18 protein-coding genes and 1 tRNA gene are annotated in these 17733 nt (G+C 66.4%); 9 read left to right on the plus strand and 10 right to left on the minus strand.

From position 1 onward, the window contains the following. Positions 1–3 precede the first annotated feature (3 nt). The 4 genes from SROT_RS16705 (at position 4) to SROT_RS05540 (ending at position 3863) form a co-directional block, all read left to right on the plus strand. Positions 4–1617, plus strand: coding sequence for a hypothetical protein (locus tag SROT_RS16705; RefSeq protein WP_013138030.1), 1614 nt, complete (start codon positions 4–6; stop codon positions 1615–1617). Between the two features lie 254 nt (positions 1618–1871). Next, positions 1872–2267, plus strand: coding sequence for a hypothetical protein (locus tag SROT_RS17000; protein WP_245535367.1), 396 nt, complete (start codon positions 1872–1874; stop codon positions 2265–2267). Between the two features lie 49 nt (positions 2268–2316). Further along, the gene (locus SROT_RS05535) at positions 2317–2769 is read left to right on the plus strand and encodes a hypothetical protein (protein WP_013138032.1); all 453 of its coding nucleotides are present in this window, start codon (positions 2317–2319) and stop codon (positions 2767–2769) included. A gap of 350 nt (positions 2770–3119) precedes the next feature. After that, positions 3120–3863 (plus strand): tyrosine-type recombinase/integrase, encoded by a 744-nt coding sequence (locus tag SROT_RS05540; RefSeq protein ID WP_049773297.1) that lies wholly within the window; start codon positions 3120–3122, stop codon positions 3861–3863. 122 nt (positions 3864–3985) lie between these two features. Here the strand turns inward: SROT_RS05540 and SROT_RS05545 are convergent. The 5 genes from SROT_RS05545 to bagA form a co-directional block, all read right to left on the minus strand. After that, positions 3986–4059: transfer RNA gene (locus tag SROT_RS05545), tRNA-Pro, on the minus strand. A 56-nt stretch (positions 4060–4115) separates the two neighbouring features. Then, positions 4116–5099, minus strand: a complete 984-nt coding sequence (locus SROT_RS05550) for a metallophosphoesterase (protein WP_013138034.1) — start codon at positions 5097–5099, stop codon at positions 4116–4118. Positions 5100–5293: 194 nt separating this feature from the next. Beyond that, positions 5294–7768, minus strand: a complete 2475-nt coding sequence (locus tag SROT_RS05555; protein ID WP_245535368.1) for a transglycosylase domain-containing protein — start codon at positions 7766–7768, stop codon at positions 5294–5296. 58 nt (positions 7769–7826) lie between these two features. Next, positions 7827–8954 carry an ArsA family ATPase gene (bagB, locus tag SROT_RS05560; protein WP_013138036.1) on the minus strand — a complete coding sequence of 376 codons (1128 nt, stop codon included), beginning with the start codon at positions 8952–8954 and terminating at the stop codon, positions 7827–7829. Continuing rightward, positions 8951–10027: an ATPase BagA gene (gene bagA, locus SROT_RS05565; protein ID WP_013138037.1), complete on the minus strand. Its 1077-nt coding sequence runs from the start codon at positions 10025–10027 to the stop codon at positions 8951–8953. Before bagA ends, bagB begins: the two co-directional genes overlap by 4 nt. A 27-nt stretch (positions 10028–10054) precedes the next feature. On the opposite strand from bagA, the gene sp36 reads away from it, so the two are divergent. From sp36 to SROT_RS05575, 3 genes are read left to right on the plus strand one after another with little or no spacing between them, the layout of a single operon-like run. Next, positions 10055–10237: a Sp36 family protein gene (gene sp36, locus SROT_RS16425; RefSeq protein ID WP_013138038.1), complete on the plus strand. Its 183-nt coding sequence runs from the start codon at positions 10055–10057 to the stop codon at positions 10235–10237. Further along, positions 10234–10710, plus strand: a complete 477-nt coding sequence (locus tag SROT_RS05570) for a RidA family protein (RefSeq protein WP_013138039.1) — start codon at positions 10234–10236, stop codon at positions 10708–10710. The genes sp36 and SROT_RS05570 overlap by 4 nt, the downstream gene beginning before the upstream one ends. Before the next feature lie 10 nt (positions 10711–10720). Then, positions 10721–11596, plus strand: coding sequence for an MBL fold metallo-hydrolase (locus SROT_RS05575; RefSeq protein WP_013138040.1), 876 nt, complete (start codon positions 10721–10723; stop codon positions 11594–11596). Between the two features lie 18 nt (positions 11597–11614). Here the strand turns inward: SROT_RS05575 and SROT_RS05580 are convergent, their stop codons facing one another. Together SROT_RS05580 and SROT_RS05585 are read right to left on the minus strand one after the other, a co-directional pair. Next, the gene (locus SROT_RS05580; protein WP_013138041.1) at positions 11615–12289 is read right to left on the minus strand and encodes a Crp/Fnr family transcriptional regulator; all 675 of its coding nucleotides are present in this window, start codon (positions 12287–12289) and stop codon (positions 11615–11617) included. Positions 12290–12505: 216 nt separating this feature from the next. Beyond that, positions 12506–12739, minus strand: coding sequence for a hypothetical protein (locus SROT_RS05585; protein ID WP_013138042.1), 234 nt, complete (start codon positions 12737–12739; stop codon positions 12506–12508). A gap of 98 nt (positions 12740–12837) precedes the next feature. Between SROT_RS05585 and nth the strand changes: the two genes are divergently transcribed. Together nth and SROT_RS05595 are read left to right on the plus strand one after the other, a co-directional pair. Continuing rightward, positions 12838–13575, plus strand: a complete 738-nt coding sequence (nth, locus tag SROT_RS05590; protein ID WP_013138043.1) for an endonuclease III — start codon at positions 12838–12840, stop codon at positions 13573–13575. Continuing rightward, entirely contained in the window at positions 13572–14306 is a 735-nt protein-coding gene (locus tag SROT_RS05595) for an NUDIX hydrolase (protein ID WP_013138044.1), read from the plus strand. The genes nth and SROT_RS05595 overlap by 4 nt, the downstream gene beginning before the upstream one ends. Here the strand turns inward: SROT_RS05595 and SROT_RS05600 are convergent. The 3 genes from SROT_RS05600 to acs all read right to left on the minus strand — a co-directional run bounded on the left by SROT_RS05600 (position 14260) and on the right by acs (position 17723). Beyond that, positions 14260–15225, minus strand: coding sequence for an alpha/beta fold hydrolase (locus SROT_RS05600; protein WP_013138045.1), 966 nt, complete (start codon positions 15223–15225; stop codon positions 14260–14262). The two genes, SROT_RS05595 and SROT_RS05600, sit on opposite strands and share 47 nt — an antisense overlap. 8 nt (positions 15226–15233) lie before the next feature. Then, positions 15234–15698 (minus strand): phage holin family protein, encoded by a 465-nt coding sequence (locus tag SROT_RS05605; RefSeq protein ID WP_013138046.1) that lies wholly within the window; start codon positions 15696–15698, stop codon positions 15234–15236. An 81-nt stretch (positions 15699–15779) separates the two neighbouring features. Then, positions 15780–17723: an acetate--CoA ligase gene (gene acs / locus SROT_RS05610; protein WP_013138047.1), complete on the minus strand. Its 1944-nt coding sequence runs from the start codon at positions 17721–17723 to the stop codon at positions 15780–15782. Positions 17724–17733 lie beyond the last annotated feature (10 nt).

The raw sequence follows: 17733 nt of genomic DNA on the forward strand, positions 1-17733 counted from the left end.
AGGTTGGCTCCGCTCGCCCCGGACCCCCAGGCCCTCTATGACGCGGGCAAGAAGGTTGTCGATGCCTCCGGGGTGCTGAACGGCGCGCTCGCGGCCCTGGTCGGGCAACTGGGCGGTTCGTCGGGGATGTGCGGCGACGACCCGAGCGGTGTCGAGGTGGCCCACGCCTACAACGAGGCGGCGAAAGCCCTTGTGCTCGCCGTGGTGGACACGATCAATGGGTCGGCGCGGATCGGGGACGGCTGCCAGGCGTCGGCGGCGAACTACGCGAACGCGAACCACGCCTCCAGCATGGGGCCGAGCACAGCGAGCCCGTTGGAGTTCCCCGCACCGACCGCCCCGAAGTCCTCGCGCCTGCCGCCGAGCGCCGAGGGCGGGCAAGGCACTCCGGGGTGGTTGAAAGCGATAGAGTCGCTGATCGGAATGCTCGTGCCCAACGGGAAGCCGGAGCAGATGCGCGCCGCCGCCGGGGTGTGGAAGCAGATGGCCGAAGCCTGCCACACAGCAGCCGCCGCGCTCTCCGGGCCGAAGGATGTGGCGGCGGACCAGCGTATCCCCGAGGCTGAGAAGATGGGCGCCGCGTTCACGACCGCGATCAGCAGCCTAGAAGCCGCCGGGACGCAATGCTCTTCGATAGCGGGCAAGTTGGAGACCTACGCCGCCCATGTGCAGGACGTGCAAGATAAGATTCATGACCTCGCGTCCAAGCTCGGCAACCCCGAAAGCCTCTTGCACGCCGGGTGGGACTGGCTGCACGGGCGCAAGGCCGAGGTGCAGCGCATCATCGACGACATCAAGGCCATCGTCAACAACTTCAAAGCCGAAGCCTCGTCGGTCGCGCACCTGCTCGCGCCCTTGGTGGCGGAGGCGGAGGCGTTCGGCAAACAGATGCTCGCCTACGCCGACATGGCGGTCCAGCAGGTCGAGAACCTCGCCTACAACGTCGCCGCCGAGACCGTCAACACCGCCGCCACTTGGGCCTACGCCGCCGCCACGCATCCCGGCGACGTGCTCATGGTCGCCGGGGGCCTCGCCCTCGCGGACCTGGGCGTGGGCGGGGAGGTCGGCGGCGTCGCCCTGGACGCCACCGGCGTCGGCGCGGTCGTCGGCGTCCCCGCGAACGTGGTCAGCGCGGGAGCCATCGCCACCGGGGTCACCGCGGCGGGCGCAGGAATCGCAGACCTCGGCCAAGCCGCCGACAAACACCAAGTCACCGTCATGGAATACCGGGGCCAGCCACGAACCCCGGACGGCAAGTTCGCGGGCGGCTCAGGCTACGGCAAAGACGCCGAGGCGAAAGGACTTGCGGACTACCAAGAGGAAAACCCTGGGCGACCGCTCACCACTGATAAGCGTGCTATCCAGGTGACTGGCAAGGACGGCCAGCCTGTCAACACTTACCCCGATGGGCTGGCCAAGAAGCCCGATGGCACCTACGAGGCCGTGGAGGTAAAATCAGGGTCAGCTAGCCTCACGCCGAACCAACAGGCGCTTCGAGACCAAATCGCACGAGGCGAACCTGTCTACGCGACGGTCGTGGAGGGCGGCGAAGCGAAGACCGTGCAAGTCACCTCGTTCAGGCGTATGGACGTGGCAAGCGAAGGACCAGGACATTGACCACGACAACGAGAAGGCAGCCGACACACGCTAAGGTGTCGGGCACCACCAAGGGGACAATTTCATCCTGGCTGAGCGAATTCCCAGAGGAAGTGCCAGCTCAAATCGCCATAGGAATTAACCGTCTTGGTAGGGACGGTGGTTTCGATGATGTCCACACGTTTTATAGGTTCTACAGGCTTCCAGAAGGGGCAAACCAAGATAACAGGATCGATCCGAAGGAGTGGATTCAGACGGCTGGGACGGCTGCGCGTTTGACTGTGGAGATCAAGCGGCGTGAGGCGGACGGCTCGTACCGGCAGTATGTGGTCGGTTGCCCGAGCGCGGCCGGGGAGCCAGCAGAGTCGGATGTCGTGCAGTTTGGCGACCACCAGGTGTCGGTTCGCCCCTCGGAGGTGCTGACCGCGCAAGACGCCATCGGCATCTTCCAGCACTACTACGACCACCACGCGATCCCCGAGGGCTGGCATTTGCGCGAGCTGCCCGAGTACGCGGACACCAGCGAGCAAAACGCGGCGGCCTCGGCCAGCGCCACGGACGGAGCTCAGCCCGCGCCTGGGGCGGTCGCGGGCCGCGCGGAGAGCGCAGCGCCCGGAAAGAGCGCGCAGGCCGACGTGGGCGATCAGCGGCGGCAGGCGGGCGGCGCGTAGCGTCCGGCTCTGCCCAAGGGTTTCTGTTCCTTGGGATAGGATCGCGTTCATGGTGGGTACGACTGCTGAGATGATCGCAGAAGACTTGCGCCGTTACGGCGAGGACGAAACCGCCGAATGGGTTCTCTCCTGCTCGGACGACGATTTGGTGCAGGTGTGTTCCGTCGCCTCGTGGGTCTACGGCAGCGGTGTCATGCTCGCGACCGCGTGTGCGTTGGCGGCGGTGTACGTGCGCGAAAGAGCCCCGCGAGAACTGAGCCGTAAACGGCGCAAGCCCTCGACAGTCGCCGAAGGACCGTTGCTCCAGAACGGGCGACGCCCTTCGCGGGCAGCTGATGAAAGAGCGGGCCGTCACTATCCGTTCTACGGGGTCGGGGAGGACGCCATAGAGTTCTGGCGTCCACAGGAGGAGCACAAACGTTGGAGGCAACGGCGGAAAGAGGTGCTGCGGCACGCCCAGGAGCGGAACGGCCAGACAGGACTTGACGGCTTTGAGGGGTAAGTGCGGTACTGGTTGTGCTGTACGTCTGGCGTACCCCACAGGGTGTGAGCATCCGTAATCTTGACTCCCTATCCCCTCCCGCTTGGCTCCCACGCGCGCGCGGGGGGGGCTCCACCGGGGGAATATCAGTCACTACCCCCGGCCTGGCGTGGCTTGCGCGCGATCTAGTGATCTTCGCGCCCCCTGGGGGTGGACCCCGCTCACGGCCTCCTGCTCCTACGGGCCGCATCGCGCCCCGGAGCCTGTATGGGTTTCAGGATTCCACGGCCCACGCAACAGGGCTCCACAAGCTCGGGGGGTACCGGGAACACACCACTGCGACGATTGAGAACGCGCTCGGCGTGCTGCGGATGGTGTTGAACATGGCCGTGGAGGATCGGCGCATCCCGCGCAACCCATGCGCGGGTATCAAGGCCCCCCGTCGTGCGCACAAGCAGCGGGGCTACCTCACCCATGCCCAAGTCGAGCAACTGGCGCAAGCTGTGAGCCTGCGCCCGGAAGTGGTGAGGTTCCTCGCCTACACGGGGCTGCGGTGGGGCGAGATGGCCGCGCTGCGCGTCGAGAACTTCGACATGCTCCGTCGCCGCGTGAACGTCGTCCACGCCGTTGCCGAGGTCAAAGGCAGGCTGGTTTGGTCCACGGCGAAAAACCACGAGCGGCGCTCGGTGCCGTTCCCCTCCTTCCTCTCCGAAGAGCTTGCAACGCTCATGGAGGGCAAAAGCCGCGAAGACCTAGTATTCGGATCGGCAGTGGGGGAGACGCTGAGGGTTTCGCACTACCGGCCTCGCGTCTTCACGAAGGCAGTGACGGCACAACAGGACGTAGCGAGGAAAGCGCGGGAAGAGGAGCGGGCGAGGACCGGCAAAGCGACGACACCCGAGTTCCCGAAGATCACGCCGCACGACTTGCGGCACACGTCGGCGTCTTTGGCGATCAGCGCGGGGGCGAACGTGAAGGCCGTGCAGACGATGCCGGGGCACAAGTCCGCCGCCATGACCCTCGAAACCTACGCCGCCCTGTTCCACGACGACCTCGAAGCCGTCGCCGAAGCCCTCGACAAGGCGGCAAGGGCGGTGCGCGGCAAGGCCAGCTAGAAACACTGCGTAGCGACTGCGTAGTGAGGCTCAGTTAGGCGATCTGCGGATCTGAAAAAACAAGAGGCCCCGGCCTGCGGAAACGCAGGCCGGGGCCTCTTGTACTGTCTCAACCAACAGTGTCGGGGTGGCGGGATTCGAACCCACGGCCTCTTCGTCCCGAACGAAGCGCGCTACCAAGCTGCGCCACACCCCGGTGGCAAGCCAGTCGATACTACCTCAGCGGGGCTGCACGGCCAAACTGATCGCGCGCTAGTCCCCGATGGGATGGGCGGCCCCAACAGGGATGTCGTTGCTTTGTCGCGCGGCTGGGCCTTCAGGCGGTTTCGCGACCAATGTCAACAGGGTGGTCTCTGGCCGGCAGCAAAACCGCGCTGGAGCGTAAGGGGAAGTGCCCAGACCCGCTGAGACATGCAGGCGAGTGCGTTGGCCCCACTGGGAGGCCCCGCGAGCCCTGGCGCGGTCGATTCCGCAGTTGGTCACGATTGCGCCGTAACCGGGCAGACGTAACTGCCCGCCGTGGGTGTGGCCTGCGAGGACGAGGTCGTAGCCGTCTGCCGCGAAACGGTCGAGCACGCGCGGCTCTGGCGAATGAGTGAGGCCGAGGCGGAGCCCGACATGCCCGCTGGGGGCCGCTCCGATCGCGTCGTAGCGGTCGCGGCTCAGATGTGGGTCGTCCACGCCCGCTGCGGCGACCCGCACGCCGTTGACATTGAATTCGTGGAAGCTGTGCGTCGCGTCGATCCAGCCGCGCTCTTGAAACGCGGCGCGCAGGTCTTGCCAAGGGAGCGGCTCGCCGTGCGTTCGCTTGCCTTTGTCTTTGCGCAGGTACCGGGCCGGATTTTTCGGTGTGGGACCGAAGTAGTCGTTGCTGCCGAAAACGAAGAGCCCTGGCCGTTCGAGCAGACCGCCGAGGCTTTGGACCACGGCGGGCACGGCGCGGGAGTGCGCGAGATTGTCGCCGGTGTCCACAACAAGGTCCGGCTCGAGCGCGTCGAGCTCTCGAACCCATTGCTGTTTGAGACGCTGCCCCGGAGTCATATGCAGATCGGAGAGATGCAGCAGCCGAAGCGGCCGAGAGCCGGGGGAGAGCACCGGGAGGGTCACTTCGCGCAAACAGAACGCGACCCGCTCGACCAAAGAGGCGTAGCCGAGTCCGAGCACAGCAGCCCCAGCCGCGGCTTGAGCCCCTGCCTTGAGGACTCGGGATGGAAATCGGGTGTCACCAGTACTCATCGAAAATTACTTTACTCCGTCTCAAAGCCGCGCATCGCTGACTCCGCGCCGGCCGCGCCAGGTCTTCCCGCCTGCCTCCTGTTGAGAGCGGCTCAGTTCCCTCTCTGGTTGCCGGGCCGTTGCGGGGGCCAACCGGGGAAATTCGGAAACAGATTGCCGAGCCCGCCGGGGAATCCCGGACGGGTTCCAGGCCTTCAAGGCGGCCCTTGATCGCCGCCCCCGCCAGAATCCTCCTCGCTGTCATGCGTCCCGAAGTCGCCGAGGCCGCCGTCGTCCTCCTCAGGAGGCGGCGGAGGCGGCGGCGGCGCATTGCCGTCGCTGACATGGATGGTGACGGCGACACCAGGCACCACGCTGTTGCCGCCGCCGGGAGGGGTCTGGCTTATCACGGTGTCTTTGGGCTCCCATCGGTAGTCCGTGACGACAGTGACTGGGAAGTCCAAGTCCTTGAGTTGCCGGACCGCGTCGTCTTTGAGCTGACCGATCACGTTGGGAATATGGCTCTTCGGCGAGCCCTGCACATAGAACGGATCAGGGTCCGGCAAGGAGATCGGGCCGAACTTCTCCGCGATCGGAGCCATCGCCTTGTACCACATTGGCGCGACGTTCGCGCCGTAGAGATTGCCGTCTCCGCAGGTGTACAGGGTTGCTCCGACACAGATCTCGCCCGGCGTCTTCGTGTCGCCGTATGCGAGCGAGGCTCCCGCGTAGTGGTTCGTGAAGGCGAGGAACGCGGAGGAGCGGTGCGTCTCGGTGGTGCCTGTTTTCGCCGACACCGGCAAATGCCATCCGGCCGCCGCGGCAGGGGCGGCGGAAGTCCCGGGCGGGAGGTCGTCCTTGCTCAGCGCGTTCGCCAAGGTGTCTGCCAACCCGCTGGCGACGGTTTGTTTGCACGATTTCTCATGCAGCTCGATTTTCTTGCCGCTCCGGTCGCGCACTTCCTCGATCGGAGTCGGAGGGCACCAGCGGCCGTGGGAGGCCAATGTGGCGGCGACGTTGGAGAGTTCGAGCGGATTGACGGCGGTGGGGCCGAGGGTGAACGAGCCGAGGTTCTCCTTTTTGAACATGTCCGCCAAGCTCATGTCCCCGTGGCCGGAGGTGCCTGGTTCCGCGTACGAGCTCATCCCCAGCCGGATCGCCATGTCCACTGCGGGCGCGACGCCGACCTGGGACAGCAGTTTCACGAAGGCGGTGTTCGGCGAGGTCGCGAGGGCGTCGGTGATCGACATCGAGCCCCGATAGTTTCCAGCGTTCTTCACGCAGTAGTAGGTGGCGGGGCAGCCAGGCCGTTTGCTGTCGCCCATGCCTTTGACCTGATAGAAGGAGGGGACGTCGAGTGTCGCGCTGGTGCCGAGCCCTTTCTCCATCGCGGCGGCCACGGTGAAGATTTTGAACACCGATCCCGCGCCGTCGCCGACCATCGAGAACGGTTCGGGCTGCACTGTCTGATGGTTGTCGGTGTCAAGGCCGTAGGAGCGGCTTGAGGCCATCGCGAGCACTTTGTGGTTGAGCTGCCCCGGGGCGACGATGCTCTCCACCCCGGCGATGTTGCTGCTTTTCGCGTCCACGACAGAGTTCACAGCTTTTTGCACCGAGGCCTGCACGTCGGGGTCGAGCGTGGTCTTGATGGTCAGGTTGTCCCGCTCGATCTGCTCCTGGCTGAGCCCGCTCTCTTCCAAATACTGCAACACATACGCGCAGAAGAAGCCGACGTTGTTCGGGTTGGCCTCAATGCAGTTGTGCGGCAAGTGCTGCGGCTCGGGCAGCACGCCGAGGGGCTGCGCTTTCGCCGCCTCGAATTCGGCGGCCCTGGCGGGGACGTTCTTGATGAGGGTGTCGAGCACGGTGTTGCGCCGCTCGGTCACCCCGTCCGGGTTCGTGTACGGGTTGAGCAGCGAACTGGACTGGACCATTCCGGCGAGCATCGCGGATTTGGCCACATCGAGCTCGTTGGCCGAGATGCCGAAATAGGTCCGCGCGGCCGCCTCGATCCCGTAGGTCTCGTTGCCGAACGGGACGAGGTTGAGGTAGCGGGTGAGGATTTCGTCCTTCGCCTTCTCATGGGCCGCGTCCTCGTCAAGGTGGTCTTTCTCCTGGAATTGCAGGGTCAGCGCTCGTTCGAGGCTGAGCGCCGCACGGATCTCGCGCAGCTTGCGGGTCGGGCTGAGCTCGGTCGCGGCCCGGCGTTGCTCCTCGTTCTTGGCGAGGACGAGGAGCTGGTAGTTCTTGATGTATTGCTGATCGATCGTGGAAGCTCCCTGGCGGACCTCGCCAGCGCTGTTGTTCGTCAGCGCGGCGCGCATCGTGCCGCGCCAGTCCACGCCGTCGTGCGAGTTGAACCGTTTGTCCTCGACCGAGACCAGCGCCAGCTTCATGTCGGGGGAGATCTTGTCGCTGGGCACGACGATCCGGTACTGCTCGTAAACGTAGGCGAGCGTGTTGCCTTTGCTGTCGAGGATTGTGCTCACGCCGGGGACGTTGCCGGCCAAGAGGTCTCCCGCGAACTTCTCAATCGAGCTCGCGATGCCTCCGGCGGCGAGCGCGCCGCCGCCGACGAGCGGAAAGCAGATCCCGGCGATGAGCACTCCCGCGAGGACGGTGTAGCAGAGCAAGCGCATCAGGGTGTTCCCCACAGAGCCCGGCTGAGACGACGACGTAGGTGAAGTCATAGTGCCGTCAGTGTAACGGCTCGTCCTGACAATGCGAGAAAGCGAAGCTCTCGCCGGATTAGTCCGCTGTGATTTGCTCGGCGAGGTTGCGCAGCCCGTCCAGGTCGTTCGCGCCGAAGGGGAGGGCGGGGACGCCGATGACCCGGACGTCGGGGTGGCTCTGGGTGAACGCGCGCAGGTGGCGCAGCTCCGTGGAGCCGATTTCCAACCGTTCGAGGTGGGCTTGCAGGACGGCTTTGGCCAGTTGCGCGCTCGGTTCGGAGGGGTCTTCGTCGCAACGGGCGGCCGCCTGGGCGGTCTGCGCGGCCGACAGCGCCGAGATCGGCGGGTGGGTGCGGTTCACGAGAATGCACGAGAGCGGCAATTGTTCTGCGGTGAGCCGGTCTGTGAAGAAGGCGGCCTCCCGCAAAGAGTCGGACTCCGCCGTTGTGACCACGATGAAGGCTGTTCCGGGCCGCGAGAGCAGCCGGTAGGTGCGCTCGGCGCGCTCGCGGAAGCCGCCGAACACGGTGTCGACGGACTGCACGAACGCGGAGACGTCGTGCAGCGTCTGACTGCCGATGACCAGGGAGATGCCGCGCAACGCCACGCTGAAAACGCCGCTCATCACACGCCCGACGCCCCGCCCCTGTTTGGTGAGCAGGCGGATCAGCTTGCCGTCGAGGAACCCCCCCATCCGCTTCGGGGCGTCCAGGAAGTCCAGCGCGGTTCGCGAAGGGGGCGTGTCCACGACGATCAGATCCCAACGGCTGTCTGCGAGCAGCTGGGAGAGCTTTTCCATCGCCATGTACTCCTGCGTCCCGGAGAACGAGGTGACCATGGTCTGGTAGACAGGGTTGGCGAGGATCGTCTGGGCGCGTTCTGGGGAGGCGTTCGAGAGCACCATGTTGTCGAAGGTCTGGCGCATGTCGAGCATCAACGCGAACAGTTCGCCGGGGACGGACTTCGGCAGCGGCACCTGTTTGGGGGTGTTGTCCAATTCGACGACGCCCAATGCCTGGGCGAGCCGTTTGGCGGGGTCGATGGTCAGCACCACGACTTTTCTGCCGAGTTCGGCGGCGTGCAGCGCGATAGCCGCCGAGGTCGTGGTCTTGCCGACCCCGCCGGAGCCGCAGCAGATGAGGACTTTCGTCGTCGGATCTTGCAGGAGCGCCTTGGGCGGGGCGGTCATGTTGATCGCGCTCATCGCACCCCCATCTGTGTCAGTTTTTCGGCGAGCTCGTAGAGCGCGCCGAGGTCGACCCCGCCGGCGAGCAGGGGCAATGGGAGCTGCGGTAGGTCCAGTTCTGCCAGTGCCTCGCCCTGTTCGTGCTGCCGGGCCTGCGTCACCGCGTGGTCGATGGTCTCGGTGATCAAACCGGCGAAGTCATCCTCGGCGAGGTCGAGCCCGACGGCGCCGAGGCCTTTGCGCAGCGTGTCCGCGTCCACGGAGCCCCGCGCCGCCGCTTCGTGCTGTTCTTGGGTCAGGTATTGCGAGGTCGAGCGGTTCACGAGCGCCGCGCCGACGCCGACGCCGATTTTTTTGATCGCGGCGACCGCTTCGGCCGTCTCTTGCACGGGCAGCGCCTCGAGAATGGTCGCGAGGTGCACCACGGTGTCCTGCGAGCGCAGCACGGCGGACACGTTCTCCGCGTGCCGGAAGATCGGGCCGCCTTTCGCGAGCCCTTGCAGCGCCGAGGCCGCGTTGAGGAAGTTGTGGACACGGCCGGTCGGCGGCGAGTCGACGACAATGGCGTCGTAGCGCGAGGTGCCGGACTTCGGCGGTTTGCCCAAGACGCTGCGTTTGACGGAGCTCTGGCTCCGCGTGGCGATCTCGTAGATCTTTCCGGTCAACACGACGTCGTCAAGGCCAGGGGCGATGGTGGTGATGAGATCGACCGCGCCGACCGCTCGCATGGCTTTGGCCGCGAAACCGAGGTTGTAGAACATCTCGAAGTATTCGAGGATCGCGGACTCCACGTCGATCGCCAGCGCCCACACTTCGCCGCTGTTCGCCGCGCTCGCGACTTTTGTCTCCGCGTACGGCAGCGGCGGCACGTCGAAAAGGTGGGCGATCGACTGCCTGCCTTCCACTTCGACGAGCAGCACTCGCCGCCCGGAGGACGCGAGGGCGATGGCCAGGGCCGCGGAGAGGGTGCTTTTGCCGACCCCGCCCTTGCCCGAGACAAAATGCAGTTTGGCCCGTCTGGCGCGGGCGGGCCAAAGGTCGTGGGCGGATTCCGACGGGGCAACCGCCTCCGTGCGCTGTGAGGTCCGCATCTGACCACAATAAGCGAAAGGGCTACAGTGTCTTGCGTGTCCCCTCAACAAGACGCAAGCCCCGCCTGGGAGTACGTCACCGTGCCGCTGATAACGCATGCCACCAAGCAGATTTTGGACCAATGGGGATCAGACGGCTGGGAATTGGTGACTGTCCTGCCCGGTCTGACGGGGGAAAGCCACATCGCCTACCTGAAGAGGAAGAAATGAGCAATTGGTCTGACCGCCTCGCCGAGTTCGGGATCACGCTGCCCCCCGTCGCCAAGCCTGCGGGCGCGTACGTGCCCGCTGTGCGGGTGGGCGATTTGGTCCACACTTCCGGCCAATTGCCCTACGTGGACGGGAAGCTTCCCCGGACAGGCGTCGTCGGCGTCGGACCCGACTTCGTCGATCCAGAACAGGCGAAGGCGTTGGCCCAGTTCAGCGCGCTCAACGCGCTGGCGGCTGTGCACGACCTGGTGGGGATCGACGCTGTCGTGCGTGTGGTCAAAGTGACTGGGTTCGTCGCCTCTGCCCCAGACTTCGGGGGGCAGCCTGGCGTGATAAACGGAGCCTCGGAGCTTCTCGGCCAGGTTTTCGGCGAAGCTGGCGCGCATGCGCGCTCCGCTGTCGGTGTGGCGGCGCTGCCGTTGCACGCGCCCGTCGAGGTCGAACTGACCGTTTTGGTGGAATCTGCCTCGTAGGCGAGGAGCCATGGGCGAGCCGGATCGACTGAGCCACCCAGCGTACGAGGTCGTGCGCCCGGTCACGGAACGCGCTTCGGTCCTTTTGGCGCGCAATCCTTCGATTATGACGTTGGAGGGCACCAACACATGGGTGCTCCGCGCTCCCGGCGCGCGCGAATGCGTCGTGGTCGACCCGGGCCCGGACGCGGCCGACCATGTGCGACGGATTGCCGCCCTCGGCCCAGTCGCGGCTGTGCTTTTGACGCATCACCACGCCGACCACGTGCGGGCGCTGCCCGCCCTTCGCCGCCGGCTCGCCGCCTCGGGCCGCGAGCCTGTTGTGCTCGCGGTGAATCCGACAATGGTGGCCAAATCCCAGTCGCCGTTGCGCTTCCTCGCGCCGTCGTCCCGCTCGATCAACGCGGTCAAGGACGGGCAAAGGTTGCAGATCGCCGGTGTGAGGCTCACTGTTGCCGCAACGCCAGGACACACCTCGGACTCCGCGTCGTTCCTCGTGCACGGCGACCAGGACGAGGTGGAGGCTGTGCTGACTGGCGACATGATTCTGGGTTACGGCTCCACAGTCCTCGACCGGAGCAGCGGCGACCTCGGGGATTATTTGCGTTCCATGCGAAAACTCATGTCCGTGGGCGAGGGGGTCGTCGGACTGCCCGGCCACGGGCCGCACCTCGCAGATGTGGCCGCCGCCGCGCAGGACGGCTTGCGCCACCGGCAGGAGCGACTGGAACAGGTCCGGAGCGCTCTGGCCAAGCTCGGCCCGAACGCATCGGCGTGGAAGGTGACCCGGGAGGTCTACCGCGACGTGGACGCGAAGCTCCTGCCGTCCGCGCTCAGCTCCACCAAGGTGCAATTGCGCTACTTACGCCGCGAGCAGGTCGGCTGAACACGAGCCGGGGTCGCTTCAGCGGGCGCGTCGGGCCAAGCGCTCGCTGTCGCTGATGAGGACCGATTTGCCTTCGAGTTTCAGCCAGCCGCGGTGCGCGAAGTCGGCGAGCGCCTTGTTCACCGTCTCCCGTGAAGCGCCCACGAGCTGGGCGATCTCTTCTTGGGTGAGGTCGTGGGTGACCCGGAGGGCGTCGCCCTCTTGGGTGCCGAAACGCTGGGCCAGCTGCAGCAGGGCCTTGGCGACCCGGCCGGGGACGTCGGTGAAGATGAGGTCGGCAAGGGTGTTGTTGGTCCGCCGCAGCCTTCGGGCGACCACGCGGAGCAGCTGCTCCGCGATCTCGGGCCGCTGGGTGATCCAGCTGCGAAGCGCCTCGCGGTCCAGGGTCACAGCCCGGACCTCGGTCACCGCGGTGGCCTTCGAGGTGCGCGGGCCGGGGTCGAACACGGAAAGCTCCCCGAACATGTCGGAGGGGCCCATGATCGTAATCAAGTTCTCCCGCCCGTCGCCTTTCTGCCGGCCGATTTTGACCTTGCCGGAGACGATGATGTACAGGTTGTCGCCTGGCTCACCCTCATGGAAGATCACATGGCCCCTGGGGAACTCGGCCGGCACAAGCTCTTTGGTCAGCGCTGCGATCGCTGCGGGCTCGACACCCTGAAAAATGCCTGCTCGGGAGAGGACCTCTTCCATCTGCGCGCCTTCCTTCACAATATATATTTCGAGGAGTCCCGCCTTCGGCGTCTCGGGTAGGACTCACGGGGGGCTGTCACCCTTCGCAAGTGTTCTACCATACCGCTTGCATCATGTGAAGCAGCTCCGCGCCCAACATGGGCATGTTTTGCTGTTCCGCTTGGAACAGTCCCGCTTGGAGGCGGCAGGAGCGGACGGGGCCGCCGCCCGCCTCGCTCAGACCGGGTTCGCAGCTTTCGCCCGTTCTTGGCGGATGTCGAAAATTTCCAGGGCTTCGGACAGTCCCTCATACGCCAACGTGTTCATTGCAGTCGGGCTCGCGTGCAACAGAAATGCTTCCACTTCGTCCTCGCGGGGACCGGGCTTGCCGAGATGTGTTTCCAAGCGCTGCATCGCGAGCGCGAACACCATCAACACGGCGGGCGTGAACACCACCAGGAGTTCTTGCATGCCCGTAGTCAACTCGACCCAGGTCTCAGCGCGGCAACGGAATACTCGCACGCTCGGTCTCGGATTCCGCTTGCGGGCCGTGCTCTAGGCTGGGTGCGATGCCCGCCGCCTCCGCGTTCAAGAACCAGCCGAAAGCGCCCCTCGGCTTGGTTCGGCGCGCTCGGCGCATGTCGCGCACGTTGGCGGAGCTCTTCCCGGACGCGCATTGCGAGCTGCGTTTCACGAACCCGCTGGAGCTTTTGGTGGCCACTGTCCTGTCGGCGCAGACCACGGACGTCCGGGTGAACATGGTGACCCCGGCCCTTTTCGCGCGTTACCGGACCGCGCAGGACTACGCCCAAGCCAACCAGGCCGACGTGGAGGAGCTGATTCGCACGATCGGCCTCTTCCGGGCGAAAGCGGCCAACCTGATCGGCATCGGCTCCGCGTTGTGCGAGCGGTTCGGCGCCCAAGTGCCCCGAACCTTGCAGGAGCTGGTGACATTGCCAGGCGTGGGGCGCAAGACGGCGAACGTGGTGCTCGGCAACGCGTTCGGCGTTCCCGGGCTCACCGTGGACACCCATTTCGCCCGGCTCGTCGGCCGATGGCGGTGGACCGAGGAGACCGACCCGGTCAAAATCGAATTCGCCGTGGCGGCCTTGATCGAGCGCAAGGAATGGACGGACCTTTCGCACCGGATCATCTGGTTCGGCCGCAGTGTGTGCCACGCCCAGCGCCCGGCATGCGGGGCCTGCTCCCTCGCGGCGGACTGCCCGAGCTTCGGCGTCGGCCCAACCGAGCGCGCTCTTGCGCAGCGCTTGGTCAAAACTTCGTATTCAACGGCGCTCTTGTCATGACGGAGCTGTTGGCCGACCCCGCTGAGCTGCCGCAGTGGCTGCGCCCGCTCGCGCTGCGCGTGCAGCATTTCCGGCCAGAGCCGCGCGGGCGGGTTCCCCGGTGGTTGTCCCAGCGGCTCGCCGGGCACAAGGCGGTGCGCGAGGCAGCGGTGTTGATCCTCATCGGCGGGGACGGGGCGGCGGCGGAGCGCCCTGCCGACGCTTCGGTGTTGCTGACGAGGCGGGCGACGACATTGCGCCAGCACAGCGGCCAAGTCGCGTTCCCCGGGGGCGCGTTGGAGCCAGCAGACGCCAGCCTGGTCCACGCCGCGCTCCGCGAGGCGAACGAGGAAACCGGCGTGGATCTTGACGGCGTGCTCCCGTTCGGGGCGCTCAACCCGGTCTTCGTCCCGCCGTCGGGTTTCGACGTGACTCCGGTGCTGGCTTATTGGCAGCGGCCCTCACCAGTGCGCCCGATGCACCCCGGAGAGACGGACCTGGTCCGCCCAGTCGGCGTGGACGAGCTTGTCGAACCCGCGAACCGGTTGACAGCCAGGCGGGGCCGGTGGTTCAAGGGCCCGGCGTTCGACCTCCCAGACCTCTTCGTCTGGGGCTTCACCGGCTCTGTGCTCAGCTCCGTGCTCTCCGAGGCGGGATGGGCTCGCCAGTGGGACCGCAGCAGGGTCGTTGAGGCGCTCGACGTCGTCAAGGGGCCGACAGGCTCCCGAGGAAGGCCAGGAGCTGCTCGGTGACCGCGTCGGGGTTCTCCTGGTGCGCGTAGTGCCCTGAGCCGGGGATCGTCGCGGACTGCGCGACCCGCAACCACCGCGAGCTGCGCTCCATCGCGGGTCGCAGCACGTAGGGGTCGTCGCTGCCGCGCAGGAGCAGCCCTGGGACGCGGAGCTGGTGGCGCATCTGGCGCCGGAAACGCCATCCGTCCGGCCGGAACTGGCTGCGGAACGCCCAACGCTGGTATTCGAGTGCGAGATGCGCGCACTTGGGGATCTGGACCGCCATGCGCACGAGGCGTTCAGTCTCGGCGAAGTCCGCAGTGCCGCGCCAGTTCGGCCCGGAGCGCTCCCGAAGGAGCAGCGCCGCGCCCTCGCCGTCGTTTCGGCGCAGCGAGCGCTCGGCGAGCCGGGGAATCTGATGGCGCACGAGCGAGGGGAGGGCCGCTGCGACCTGGCGGGCGTCGGTGAGCATCGCGCGGCGCAGTTCGAGCGGGTGGGGCGCGGAGACCACAGCGACCGCGCGCGTCTGAGCCGGGCGCAGCGCCGCCGTGGCCCAGCTGATGAGTCCGCCTTCCGCGTGGCCCACCAGCACGGCGTCGGAATGCCCGAGGGAACGCACGAGACCAGCGGCGTCGGACGCGAGTGTGTGCGCGTCGTAGCCCCGGGGCGGTTTGTCGCTGTCGCCATAGCCGCGCATATCCACGGCGACTGGTCGCAGTCCGACGCTCGCGAGGGGGGCGAGCTGGCGGCGCCAAGCCCACCAGAACTCCGCGAAGCCATGCAGGAACAACACGAGCTGGCGGTTGTGGTCGTCCATGGAACGGGGGTCTTCAACGACATGGAACCGCAGGCCGTTGGCATGGATGTCGCGATGCGCCCAATCGCCGGGGAGGCGGACAGCAGAAGGATCAACAGGCGCGGCGACCTGGACGGGGCGCAAGGCTCGGCCTATGCCGTCGGGGCCTCGGCGGGTTCGCTCTGCCGCTTCGGGATGAGGGTCTCAAGGTCTTTCACCGACTGGATGGTTTTCTTCGGCCCGGAGATTTTGCGGACCACCCGATAGCCGAACACGCCGACGCCGACCGCGGCGGCCACCATGAGCAAGAAGACGATGCCGAACGCCGCCCAGCCAGGCAGCCACTCCATCAGCAGCCAGCCAAGGAAGAAGAAGAAAAAGAAGCTGCTGTACAGCAAGATGACCAGTGCGGCGATGACGAAAGCCGCCGAGACGGCCACCCGCTTGCCGTCCTGGACCAGTTCTGATTTCGCGAGAGCGATCTCCGACCTGACCAGTGTGGAGACATGGACGCTCGCCTCGCGCACCAAGTCGCCGACGCTCGTTTCCGAACCGGCGGAGCCGTGCGCGGTGAGGTCGGTCAAGGGGATGGTGGGGCCGGTTTCGCGGGAGCTCACATCGTTCCTTTCTTCACGGGACCATTATCTTGCCATCCGCCGCGCGCATTCGTGAAACCAGAGGCGCGTTGGCCCGGAGCCTCAGCTGTTTTCAACGGCGTGTTTGATCGCGTCGAAGACGCCAGGGTCCACCAATGTCGAGACGTCGCCGAGGGCGCGGTGCTCGGCCAGGTCGCGCAGGAGCCGTCGCATGATTTTGCCGCTGCGGGTCTTGGGCAGCTCCGGGACGACGTAGATGTCCCTCGGCTTGGCGATGGGGGAGATTTCCGTGGAGACTTGCCGCTTGAGCTCGGCGACCAGCTCTTTTTCCGGCGCCGGCGCGTGCTGGGCGAGGATCACGAAGGCGACCACGGCCTGCCCGGTGGTCTCGTCGGACGCGCCGATCACCGCGGCCTCGGCGATGTCACGGTGCCCGACGAGCGCGGACTCCACCTCGGCAGTGGAGATCCGGTGGCCCGAGACATTCATGACGTCGTCCACCCGGCCGAGCACCCAAAGGGCTCCGTCCTCGTCCAACCTGGCTCCGTCCCCGGCGAAATACCAGCGCTGCCGCTCGTACTGCGACCAGTAGGTCTTTGCGAACCTGTCCGCATCGCCCCAAATCCCGCGCAGCATAGCCGGCCAAGGCTGGTCGAGCACCAGGTAGCCGTTGGAGCCTGGGGCGACAGGCTCGCCGCGCTCATCGACGACTTTCGCGCTGATCCCTGGCAGGGCCGCCATCGCGGAGCCGGGCTTTGTCGCGGTGACCCCCGGCAGGGGAGAGATCATGATGGCGCCGGTCTCGGTCTGCCACCAGGTGTCCACGATCGGCGTCCTCCCGCCGCCGATCACCTCGCGGTACCAACGCCAGGCTTCCGGGTTGATCGGCTCCCCGACGCTGCCGAGCAGGCGCAGCGAGCTCAGGTCGTGCGCGTCCGGGATTTGCCTGCCCCATTTCATGAAGGTGCGGATGAGGGTCGGCGCGGTGTAATAGATGCTCACCCCGAGTGTTTCGATCACCTCGAAATGCCGGTGCTCGTCGGGGTGGTTCGGGGTGCCTTCGTAGAGCACCTGGGTCGCCGCGTTCGACAACGGGCCGTAGACGATGTAGCTGTGCCCGGTCACCCAGCCGATGTCGGCGGTGCACCAGTAGACGTCCGTCTCGGGTTTGTGGTCGAAGACGTGGTGGTGCGTGTACGAGGTCTGCACGAGGTAGCCCCCGCTGGTGTGCAGAATGCCTTTCGGGTTGCCCGTGGTGCCGGAGGTGTAGAGCAAGAAGAGGGGATGCTCGGAGTCGAACGCCTCCGGGGTGTGCGTGGTGGGCTGCTGCGGCACGGCCTCGTCCCACCAGACGTCCCGCTTGGTCCACTCCACCTCGATCCCGGTGCGGCGCACGACGAGCACATGTTCGACCGGGTTCGCGCCGTCCGCGTCCAGATCGGCCAGCGCCTGGTCCACAGCGGTCTTGAGCTCGACAGGGGCGCCTCGGCGGTACTGCCCGTCCGAGGTGACGACCAAGGCGGCCCGAGAGTCGGCGATCCGGGTCTTCAGGGCGTGCGCGGAGAACCCGGCGAAAACAACCGTGTGCGTCGCGCCGAGGCGCGCGCAGGCGAGCATCGCCGCGATGGCCTCGGGAATCATGGGAAGGTAGATCGCGACTCGGTCCCCTGCGCCGATCCCCAGGGAAGCGAAGAGGTTCGCTGTCTGATTGGTCAGTTCGGTGAGCTGGGCGTAGGTGATGTCGCGGCGTTCTGCGGTCTCGCCGATCCAGTGCAGCGCGACTTTGTCGCCGAGCCCGGCGCGAACATGCCGGTCCAGGCAGTTCGCCGCGACATTGAGCTTCCCGCCGACGAACCACTTCGCGACGGGGGCTTCAGACCAGTCGAGCACCTGCTCGAACGGCGTCGACCAATCGAGCCGGGCGGCTTGTTCGGCCCAGAACGCGAGCCGATCTTTGCCTGCCTGTTCGTACAGCTCAGCGCCGGCGTTCGCGGCCAAGGCGAACTCCGGGCCGGGGGCGTACACGTCGAGATCTTGCTGCGTCACAGCTCTAAGC

The sequence above is a fragment of the Segniliparus rotundus DSM 44985 genome (genome assembly GCF_000092825.1).
GTDB lineage: Bacteria > Actinomycetota > Actinomycetes > Mycobacteriales > Mycobacteriaceae > Segniliparus > Segniliparus rotundus.